We start from the raw sequence: 10,180 nt of genomic DNA on the forward strand, positions 1-10,180 counted from the left end.
AAGCCATTAAAAGTGCAGATGTTAAACGCGAGCAGCTTAGTAGTAACATTGCTTTTTTTAAGCAGCTTTGTAAACAACACGCCATTGCGGTAATGGAGTCAAACACCGCTATTCAGCCCATTGTACTTGGCTGCGCCGAGCAAACGTTACACGCAGCACAAAGGCTTAAACAGCAGGGTATTTGGCTAACCGCTATTCGCCCACCCACGGTTGCGCATAATACCGCGCGGTTACGTGTAACCTTAACAGCGGCGCATACCCATGCAGATATAAGAGCACTTGTTGAGCACTTAAAAGGCGCAATAGCATGATCGCGCAGGCTTTAGCTCATACCCACAGTAAGCAAGCTTTAAATAAAAAGCCCGCGCTTTTACCTATAAATGGGGCTTCAAAAAATAGTGCGCTTATACAAAGTGCTGAGCAAGTACGCCCTCATACAGCGCTTAAAAAGGGGGCGAGTGATAAGTTTTCTAAAGCAGCTGAGAAGTACAACAGCCATGCCAATGTACAAAAACAGGCAGCAAGCGATTTATTTAAATTAATAAACTCCCAGCCTTACAACCAAAATAAGCGCTGTGTAGATTTAGGAGCTGGCCCACTTGTTAATACCTCGCAGCTAAGCAAACTATACGGCCAAGTCATCGCGATAGATTTAAGCTTAAACATGCTTAAAAGCGCTGCATTAACTAACCCAAAAATTTGCGCCGATATGGATAACCTGCCGCTACAAGCAAGCAGTATTGACGCCATATTTAGTAATTTTGCAGTGCAGTGGTCGGCTAATTTTGAAAAATTAATGCAGGCGCTTTATAAAAGCTTAAAGCCTGGCGGGCAGGCTTATATAAGTACCGTAGTGGCGGGCTCGCTTAACGAAATTAAAACAGCGTTTGCAGCGCTTGATAACCGTAGCCATATAAATACCTTTAATACACACGCTTATATAAACCAGTCGGTCCAAAATGCGGGGTTTAGTATTAATAGCTCACAAAAAGTAATTTATACCGATTGTTATTCAAGCCCGTTAAAAGCCATTAAATCTATTAAAGCCATTGGTGCTACAACGCAAAATCATGCTAATTCACGCCAAGGGTTATTAACTAAGTCGGCGCTACAACGGGTATGCAATGCGTATCCGCTTTTAAACAATCAAGCGTGTGTATCTTACCATGTGGTATTGTTATCATTACAAAAAAGCCATGAGTAGCTAATATTAAAATTAATCAAGGCAGTAAAATGAAAGAATTTTTTATTACCGGTACCGACACCGACGCCGGAAAAACCCACGTGACTAGTTTGCTATTAAAGCTACTTGCCCAACATAAAAAAAACGCAATTGGCTTTAAGCCACTTGCCGCAGGCTGCGAAATGGCATTTGATCAGCTAGTAAACGCCGATGCACTAATGCTAATGGAAAGCGCCACGGTCAGTGCCAAATACGATGTAATAAACCCCTTTGCCTTTGCGCCGCCTATTGCGCCGCACATAGCCGCAGAGCAAGTAGGGGTTAACATTACGCTCGATAAACTAAGCGCAGCGTACTCAACACTAAAACAGCAAGGTGCCGATTACCACCTAACCGAAGGCGCTGGTGGCTGGGCTCTGCCAATTAATAATACCGATTATTTATACGACTGGGTTAAGGACGAGCAACTACCCGTAATTTTAGTAGTAGGCATGAAACTAGGATGCTTAAACCATGCTTTACTTACCGCTGCCCATATGCAAAGTTTAGGTATTAACTGCGTAGGCTGGATTGCCAACCAAGTTGACCCAAATATGGACGAATACCAAGCTAACCTTGATTCGTTAAAAGCACGTTTGCCATTTCCTATTTTGGCTATAAGCCCATACAGCGAGCAAACCCCTAAACTACAAATATACAAAACCTTACTTAATACCCTCAATATACAGAGCTAATTGTGACTGCTTTGCGTTTTTAAATGCAAAGCAGTTTTTATATTAAATACATGAGCTTATTAATTGTATTTACGCCTTGAAATTACCCCCTTTAGTACACATATTACAAGTTAAAGCTATTGTTACTAAGGAAATAAACCGCTACATGACGCACCCATATATTAAACGCTTCGCTCAAAACACACAGGTAACGGGTGAACCCGAGGTAAAGCCAAGTGCTCAGCCTAAAACCCGTGTGGGCATTTTAGGTGGCGGCACAGCAGGGGCAACAATAGCTATTCGATTGGCAGCGCTAGGGATTCAGACCACTATTTTTGAGAAAAAAAAGTCACTTATAGATGGCCCACCTATGTGCCATTTACATGCCGGTGGTAATTTATACCGTGAAATACCAGACGAAGACTGCATAGATTTACTCAAACAATGTATTGATATTTTACGGCTATACCCCTACACCATAGACGTACGCCCAACCGTGTTTGCAGTGCCAACGCGCGATAACGACTCACCCGATGATTTACTACCACGATTAAATAAAATCACCAACGCGTATAAAGAGTTAGTTGAGCAAGACCCTAACAACAAAGTACTAGGTGAACCCGACAATTACTACCAGCTGTATAGTCATGAGCAAATGATAGCGCTGAGTAAAAAAGAGCAGGTTAGTGAGCCTAAAACGCTAGATGAGTGGATGATCCCCGTTGCTAAGCACCTTAACTTAAACAAAGTAAAATACCCGCTAATTGTTGCGCAAGAATACGGGTGGAATATTTTTAGGTTATCGGCCAGCGCCCAACTTGCGCTTGCCCATTACGAACACGCTAATGTACTTACCAGCACAGAGGTAAAGCAAGTTAGCCAAGTTGAGCAAACCAGTGCTAATAACCAATCGCCAACCTGGAAAATTGAATACCAAAACAACCAAAGCGACACTTCGCAAACAGTAGAGGTAGACTACCTAATTAATGCCTGTGGCTTTCAAACCGGTATTGTAGATGACATGGTAGGTGTAGAGGCCAAACGTATGGTCGAATTTAAAGCCTCTTACATTACGCATTGGCAAGGTGCTGGCGGTCAAATTCCAGAAATTATTATTTATGGTAATCGTGGCACGCCAGAGGGCATGGCACAGCTAACGCCTTATCCTAATGGCTATTATCAAATTCATGGTATGACCAACTCAATTACCTTGTTTAACGATGGCCTAGCCGATACCAACGAGCAAAGTGCACAGCCGCAATTGCCAGCTAAATACTTAAATTACATAAACAATGGGTGGGATCAGCAGGTACTAAAAGCACGTAGTCAAAAAGCCATTGATTATGTAGCCGAGTTTGTTCCGGCATTTAAAAACGCCAACACGCAAAACAATGCCTTGTTTGGTGGCCAGCAAATCCCAGGAGAAGACGACACCTTGCGCGTTGCAGATGTTAGCTTATATTCGCATATTAGCTACGCACGAGCGGAAAACGTCAAAGCGTCATCTACCTTAATCGCTGCTGATGAAATAGTGGCTGAATTTACTAAACTTGGCCTAATAAGCGACGATGCGCACATAAATGAGCATCGTACTCATCACCAGTGGACGTATCTTCAACAACACAACCATGCAGATATAACCAAGGTGGCACAATTACTCGCAAAAGAGCGCGGTTTTCCTACAGATATGGCAACAATTAATAATTGCATTACAAGTAGCGGCATAACCAGCAACTAATTGTTTTTATTGGCGTAACGAGGTTTAATAACTGCGTTACGCTACACTTTATTCTCTATTTAAACTCCTCAAAAAATTTATTAATAAACCTGCAAATAACCCTTGCGTTATGACATAGTTTGTCACAGAATAGCCTCAACGCCATGACATAGTGTGTCATGACGTAATGATTGCTTTAACCTAATTTAATTTTATGTTCGGTGATCAAACCTATTTTTGTGAGGACAATATGAAACGTATATTTTTGTTTTTATTAACTAACCTAGCGGTTATGTTGGTATTAGGTGTAGTGCTTTCAATAATAATGAGCGCGCTGGGTTTAAGCCATCGTAGCCTTGGCGGAATATTACTTATAGCCTCTGTATTTGGCTTTGGTGGCTCGTTTATTTCGTTATTTATGTCTAAGTGGATTGCTAAAAAATCAACAGGCGCACAGGTAATTACTCAACCACGCACCGAAACCGAGCACTGGCTTGTACAAACTGTATCAGCACAAGCGCAAAAAGCAGGTATAAAAATGCCTGAAGTAGCAATTTACGATAGCCCAGAAATGAACGCCTTTGCAACTGGCCCAAGTAAAAACAACTCGCTGGTGGCGGTTAGCACAGGTTTATTACATAACATGAATCAAGACCAAGCCGAAGCCGTACTTGCCCACGAAGTATCGCACGTTGCTAATGGCGACATGGTTACACTTACGCTAATACAAGGCGTGGTAAATACCTTTGTAATATTTGCCGCAAAAGTACTGGCAGGCATAGTTGATAACTTTTTAAATGGCGATGAAGAAGAGGGCGGTAGTAGCTGGTCTTACTTTTTATTCGACATGTTATTCCAAGTTGTATTTGGTGTGCTTGCAAGCATAGTGGTAGCAAGTTACAGCCGTAAGCGTGAATTTGCAGCCGACAGCGGCGCAGCTAAATTAGTAGGTGCAGACAAAATGCGCTCAGCTCTTGAGCGGTTAAAGCAAAACCATCCTTCACAATTACAAGGCTCCATGATGGCCTTTGGTATAGCAAGTGGTAAAGGGATGGCTGAACTGTTTTCATCTCACCCACCGCTTGATGCGCGAATAGACGCCCTGCGTAAATAAGCTAACCCTTATTTAAAAACAGAAAAAGCCAGCTCATTAGCTGGCTTTTTAGTATGTGGTAACTGGTTTATCAAGGGTTAAAGTTATTTACCAAAAATAATATCGGTAATGCCCTCAGGTGAAAGTATTTCAATCCAGTAGCCGTCAGGGTCTTTTATAAATGCTAAGCCCTTCATTGAACCATCATCTGGCTTTTTAACAAATTCTACATCGTATTTTGCAAAGCGCTCACTCGCGGCGTATACATCGGGTACGCTAATACCAATATGGCCAAAGCCTTTAGGCTCTTGGTTACCGCTGTGGTAGCCCTCAAAGCTATCGTCGTCTTCTGTACCCCAGTTATGGGTAAGCTCGATTAGTGCAGGGCGACCAAATACCCATTTAGCTTTGGTTTTATCATCACCTTGCGGCTGCTCTGGCTCGTAGCCTAAAAAGTACAGTGTAAACTTCATTTCAGGAAAGTCATACTTACCTAACAGCTTCATACCTAATACATTTTGATAAAATTCGAGCGACGGTTTGGGATCTTTAATACGCAACATAGTTTGCTGCATCACATAGCCTTTAGTGGCCTGTTCAATTTGCTCTGGCGATTCGTTATAGCTAGACATGGTAATCCTTTGTATAAATTAAGAAGCGAAAACTTAGATATAATGCTTAAGTTATCATAATCAACCATCGTCTAAATTTAAACTGCTTTAAATTACTATTGCCTATCTTATTCATACAGTTTTAATTTGTAAGCATGTACGGTTTAACTAAAGGCTATACGTAATTTTAACTACAGGGAGTAACTATGTTTTTTGATGATATGCAGGGCTTAATACGCGTACTTATTATTGGCGTGCTGGGTTATGTAGCGCTGGTGTTTTGGCTGCGTATATCGGGTAAGCGTACGCTTTCTAAATGGAACGTGTTCGACTTTATAGTCACTATTGCGCTGGGCTCTATTTTAGCCTCGGTGATCATTACAAAAAGCGTTGCGCTGCTAGAGGGCATGCTCGCGTTTGTTGTGTTAATAGGGCTGCAATATTTTATTACGTGGCTAAGTGTGCGCTCATCTAAATTTGCTTCGCTTATAAAAGCAGAGCCTACGCTATTGCTGAGTAATGGAGAATATTGCGCGGCGGCACTTAAATCGCAGCGGGTAACTAAATCAGAAATTCGCGCCGCCATTCGTGGTGCGGGNATAGAAGATGTAGCCGCTGTAGTGCTAGAAACCGACGGCAGTTTTAGCGTACTAAAACAAAATAACAGTGGGTTAAATACCGCGTTAAGTGATGTAAGCGAGCAATAAAGTAAGGCGCTATTACTTATACTTATATTAATTAAGGCAGGTTTAATACCTGCCTTAAATTGTATTAAAGCCTAATTTATTTAGCGTGATGCTCTAACAAACTAAAGGTAGGTAAACGCCACTTAAAGCGAATTGACGCCATACGTATTAAGTAGCCTGCAACAAGGCTTACAATAATGCTGATGTTGTCATCAATATTGTAATGGTGCAGTGCCAAGAATAAGCAGGCAACCAGTAACGATACACTCGCGTATAGCTCGTTATGCAGTACTAAAGGCGCTTGGCGACATATTAAATCGCGCAGTAAGCCACCAAATACACCGGTTACAACCGCAGCCACTACACAAATACCATAGTGCAAGCCCATATTTAGCCCCACTTGGCAGCCAATAATACTAAACGCGGCAAGCCCTAGCGCATCTAAGCGCATAAATATGCCTTTAAATTTAACCACCCACTTAGCAAGCCACGTAGTAACAATGCCCGCTATACAAGTAATTAAAAGGTATTCAGGGTGCTGAACCCAGGTAAGCGGGTAATTGCCAAGTAAAATATCTCGCACGCTGCCACCACCAATTGCCGTTGCACTGGCAACCAATACAACGCCAAACCAATCCATTTTCATTCGCCCAGCGCTAAGTGCGCCGGTCATGGCTTCTGCGGTAATACCAATAATATAAACAACGGTTAATAGCATGAGATAATCACTTGAAAATTGCACGTAAAAATAAGGTGTGGATTGTATAGATAAATTAAGTAAATAACGAATGAAAAATCACACTAAAAACGCTTAATTCAGATAGAAATAACTAATAACAAAACCTAGTGTAAACAAGCTGTTAAGCTAATCGCTTTGCAAAAGTTAGCTGTCGTAGAATAAAGGACAAATGGCCGTAATTTATAAAATAAAACAGGCTATTTTATTGCTGCATTTTAAACCTCAAAGCTCGGTATTTTCCCTATACGGTTAAGTATTTTGCAAACTAGTTAGCGTGTTTAAATTAACCTACTATGAATATTTGGTTGCGTGGTAGCAATTTAGGAACGTATACTAACAACTCTTAACTTAAATGGAATTTGCGTAATCGCAGCTTAATCAGCACAGGTAAATACATGAACAAAGGATTGTTAAAAGCGTGGAATGACGAAAAGGGCTTTGGTTTTATTAAATCAGACACCCTAGCTCACGACACCTTTATACACATTTCAGCGCTCAAACACATGAGCCGCAAGCCAAAAGTGGGCGACACCATCTATTTTGAAGTTGCTACACAGCCCGATGGTAAAACCAAAGCCGTTAATTGCCGTATTGAAGGCGTCGCTGCGCTTAAAGTCACGCCTAAAAAATCAAACCATCATCGTGTTGCTAAATCTAATTTTACCGATAGCTTTTTAGGCAAAGTCGCCTCAATTGGTTTTATCGCCGTACTTGGCTTTATCGCAGTAAATAAATACAACCATTATCAAAGTAGTGAGCAATTTAATAACCAAACACCTGTTATTACGAATGCCGATTTAGCCACTTTTGATGAAAAATATCCAAAAATTGTAATTCCTCAAAACACACAAAATTTTACCTGTGACGGCAGGCAGCACTGTAGCCAAATGACTTCCCGTGCAGAGGCGGTATTTTTTATAAATAACTGCCCGAATACAAAAATGGATGGTGATAGAGATGGTGACCCATGTGAGAACGATACAAGGTTTTAAAATGAGTGGTAATTTTAGAAATAAATTAGTTAAAGGTTAAGTTTAAGATAGGTTTTACTGTGTGCGTATATAAGTACAGTGTTGCGAGGTTTGCGCCATAACATAATTAAAAGTCGTTATGGGGTTAAATAACAAAGGCTACTGAGTAGCAATTGTTATTGTCTGTTTATAAACGAGTTGTTTGGTGTAATTACCGAACAACGTAATCTACGCCGTTTTGGGGTGTTATAACTCCTCAAAGTGAGGTTCAATAAGCAGTTATGTTTAACCGAGCTCCAATGGATTTTTCTAATAAAAAAGAACGCACGTTGGCTGATATAGAAGATACGTTTTATAAAGCTATGAGCGAGAACACCGTATTTTTATCTGTTAAAAAATCTGCATCTGCTTTAGAAAAACTTATTAAAACTGCTGAAGACTTAGCTGAAGACTTAGCTGAAGAAATGGGTAACTTAAGAGAGGCATTTGAAGAGTCATCAAATTCATCTAGTAAAGTGGCTGGTGCTTTAAATTGGCTAACAGGCGCGCTTGTTTTAGTTGGCGTTGCTCAAGTAGTCGTCGCATTTATTAAATAAACATAACAAGGTGTTTTAAACGCAGCTAAAACAGTTGGTTAGGTTTCGCTCCGCTACAAATTATAAACCACTGCTTTAGTCCGCTTAATGCGGCGTTGACGCTATAGAATTACTCTTTTTAAATAAAAACAGCCTGTTTTATGGGTCCAAAATGCATTACCTAATGCTTTAAAAACGCTTAGAGTTAATCACAGAAGCTCGTTTTTTAATTGAATTTGGCTGTTGGAGTTATTCTACAGTCTTGTTATGTGTGCATGTGGTGTTCATTACTGAATTGGTTTCTAAAACGTATAAAATTAAAATTCATAAAGCTTGAGGAAATAAAATGAAAGAAAGTAATATTTTTAAGGATATGGAAAATGATATTAATTCATCTAATTTAGATGAAACCGCAAAAAAAAAGTTTTATGAAAATATATTAAATTTAAAAAATAAACAAACAAACTTGATGATAACTGGCGCAACAGGTTGTGGTAAAAGCTCTACAATAAATGCGATGTTCAATATGGATGTTGCTAAAGTTGGTATAGGTGTTGACCCCGAGACAATGGAAATAACAAAATGAATCGCCCCGAGTTCATCGGAGACCAGTTTGTTTAAGTCAGGCCACTTTACCTGACTCGTTTAAATTATCATAGTAGTCTGTTTCATATTGAGCTGGTGAAATATACCCAATTGAAGATAATAAGCGTTGATTATTAAACCAATTGACCCACTCTAACGTTGCGTATTCAACAGCATCAACATTCTTCCACGGGCCATTTCTGCGAATAATCTCTGTTTTAAATAATCCATTTATTGTTTCAGCCAATGCATTGTCATAAGAGTCACCCACACTGCCTACAGACGCTTGAATTCCAGCTTCAGCAAGTCGCTCAGTGTATCGTATAGACAAATATTGGCTGCCTCTGTCGCTGTGGTGAATTAACCCTTCGGGGTTGCCACGATGCCAAATAGCTTGCTCTAACGCATCAAGAATAAGCTCTGTGTGCATTGTCGTTGATACACGCCAACCTACAATGTATCGTGAAAAAACATCTATCACGAAAGCGACATAAACAAACCCACTCCATGTGGCAACATAGGTGATGTCAGCTACCCAAAGTTGATTTGGCTGCTCAGCAGTAAATTGACGATTAACTAAATCAAGTGGCTTATCTTGTTGCTCGTCAGGTATCGTTGTCTTATGTGCTTTACCCCGACGAACACCTTGAATTCCCATAACTCGCATCAATCGTTCGACTGTACAGCGGGCGACTTGATGGTCGTCAAGCTGTAGCTGCTTCCATATTTTTCTTGCACCATAAACTGACATATTATCCTCCCACACTTCGCGAATGAGTATTATCAGCTCAGCATCACGCTTTTTGCGGTTAGACAGTCGCTCAGGCTCTCTTTGTATCTGTTTATGAGAATAATACGTTGATGGTGCAATCGGCAATTCCTTGCAAATTGACTCGACACCGTAATGCTCTCTGCAAGCATCAATAAAATCCACTATTACTTCTGTTTGCGGTCGAGCTCCGCTTGGGCGAAAAAAGCGGCAGCTTGCCTCAGGATATCATTCGTTCGCTTGAGCTCTTTATTCTCGCGCTCTAAGACGGCAAGGCGTTCTTCAGTTGATTGCGTATTAGAAGAGGGTTTAGACGGTTGAGCTTGAGATTTCTTGACCCATGCTCTAAGTGTTTCTGGGGTACATCCCAGTTTATCTGAAATCGATACTAGCGCAGCCCAAAGAGAAGGGTATTCATGCTGTTGTGTGGTAACAAGCCTAATTGCACGTTCACGAAATTCTGATGTATAGCGATTTGATTTTTTCATAGTTCCAGTTTCTCAAGTTATTGAGTCTCTGGCAAACACGGGGCGATTCA

General features: G+C 40.8%; 11 protein-coding genes, 1 pseudogene and 1 other annotated feature (1 of these 13 running past the window's edge). Of the genes and pseudogenes, 9 read left to right on the plus strand and 3 right to left on the minus strand.

Features of this window, described 5'->3' with window-relative positions:
• The 5 genes and pseudogenes from L650_RS0115070 to htpX form a co-directional block, all read left to right on the plus strand.
• Window positions 1–311, plus strand: a pseudogene (locus L650_RS0115070) (aminotransferase class I/II-fold pyridoxal phosphate-dependent enzyme) (it extends 834 nt beyond the left edge of the window).
• A complete protein-coding gene (locus tag L650_RS0115075; protein WP_029773619.1) occupies window positions 308–1,204 on the plus strand; it encodes a methyltransferase domain-containing protein in 897 nt (298 codons plus the stop codon). The pseudogene L650_RS0115070 and the gene L650_RS0115075 overlap by 4 nt, the downstream one beginning before the upstream one ends.
• 29 nt (window positions 1,205–1,233) lie before the next feature.
• On the plus strand, window positions 1,234–1,917 hold the full coding sequence (gene bioD / locus L650_RS0115080; protein WP_029773620.1) for a dethiobiotin synthase: 684 nt from the start codon (window positions 1,234–1,236) through the stop codon (window positions 1,915–1,917).
• A gap of 145 nt (window positions 1,918–2,062) precedes the next feature.
• A complete protein-coding gene (locus L650_RS0115085; protein ID WP_029773621.1) occupies window positions 2,063–3,634 on the plus strand; it encodes an FAD-dependent oxidoreductase in 1,572 nt (523 codons plus the stop codon).
• 229 nt (window positions 3,635–3,863) lie between these two features.
• Window positions 3,864–4,727 (plus strand): protease HtpX, encoded by an 864-nt coding sequence (gene htpX / locus L650_RS0115090; protein WP_029773622.1) that lies wholly within the window; start codon window positions 3,864–3,866, stop codon window positions 4,725–4,727.
• Window positions 4,728–4,810: 83 nt separating this feature from the next.
• Here htpX and gloA read toward each other — a convergent pair whose 3' ends face one another.
• Window positions 4,811–5,338, minus strand: coding sequence for a lactoylglutathione lyase (gene gloA, locus L650_RS0115095; RefSeq protein ID WP_024033580.1), 528 nt, complete (start codon window positions 5,336–5,338; stop codon window positions 4,811–4,813).
• Between the two features lie 185 nt (window positions 5,339–5,523).
• On the opposite strand from gloA, the gene L650_RS0115100 reads away from it, so the two are divergent.
• Window positions 5,524–6,024 carry a DUF421 domain-containing protein gene (locus tag L650_RS0115100; RefSeq protein WP_029773623.1) on the plus strand — a complete coding sequence of 167 codons (501 nt, stop codon included), beginning with the start codon at window positions 5,524–5,526 and terminating at the stop codon, window positions 6,022–6,024.
• A gap of 76 nt (window positions 6,025–6,100) precedes the next feature.
• On the opposite strand, the gene L650_RS0115105 is transcribed toward L650_RS0115100, so the two are convergent.
• Window positions 6,101–6,721: a trimeric intracellular cation channel family protein gene (locus L650_RS0115105; RefSeq protein WP_004586627.1), complete on the minus strand. Its 621-nt coding sequence runs from the start codon at window positions 6,719–6,721 to the stop codon at window positions 6,101–6,103.
• Window positions 6,722–7,137: 416 nt separating this feature from the next.
• Here L650_RS0115105 and L650_RS0115110 point away from each other — a divergent pair, with 416 nt between their 5' ends.
• From L650_RS0115110 to L650_RS24395, 3 genes are all read left to right on the plus strand, one after another.
• Complete coding sequence (locus L650_RS0115110) at window positions 7,138–7,734, plus strand: cold shock domain-containing protein (RefSeq protein WP_029773624.1); 597 nt, start codon at window positions 7,138–7,140, stop codon at window positions 7,732–7,734.
• 278 nt (window positions 7,735–8,012) lie between these two features.
• A complete protein-coding gene (locus L650_RS23845; protein WP_085065503.1) occupies window positions 8,013–8,309 on the plus strand; it encodes a hypothetical protein in 297 nt (98 codons plus the stop codon).
• Window positions 8,310–8,634: 325 nt separating this feature from the next.
• Window positions 8,635–8,874, plus strand: coding sequence for a hypothetical protein (locus tag L650_RS24395; protein ID WP_029773625.1), 240 nt, complete (start codon window positions 8,635–8,637; stop codon window positions 8,872–8,874).
• 36 nt (window positions 8,875–8,910) lie between these two features.
• Here the strand turns inward: L650_RS24395 and L650_RS0115125 are convergent.
• Window positions 8,911–10,130 (minus strand): IS3 family transposase gene (locus tag L650_RS0115125; protein WP_223230517.1). Its coding sequence is split into 2 segments (ribosomal slippage): window positions 8,911–9,842 and window positions 9,842–10,130, totalling 1,221 coding nucleotides; the frame shifts between segments, so codons are not numbered across the junction.
• Window positions 9,736–9,852 (minus strand) — a sequence feature (AL1L pseudoknot). Its footprint overlaps the gene before it by 117 nt.
• Window positions 10,131–10,180: the final 50 nt, after the last annotated feature.

This window comes from Pseudoalteromonas sp. TB51, assembly GCF_000498055.1.
GTDB classification, from domain to species: domain Bacteria; phylum Pseudomonadota; class Gammaproteobacteria; order Enterobacterales; family Alteromonadaceae; genus Pseudoalteromonas; species Pseudoalteromonas atlantica.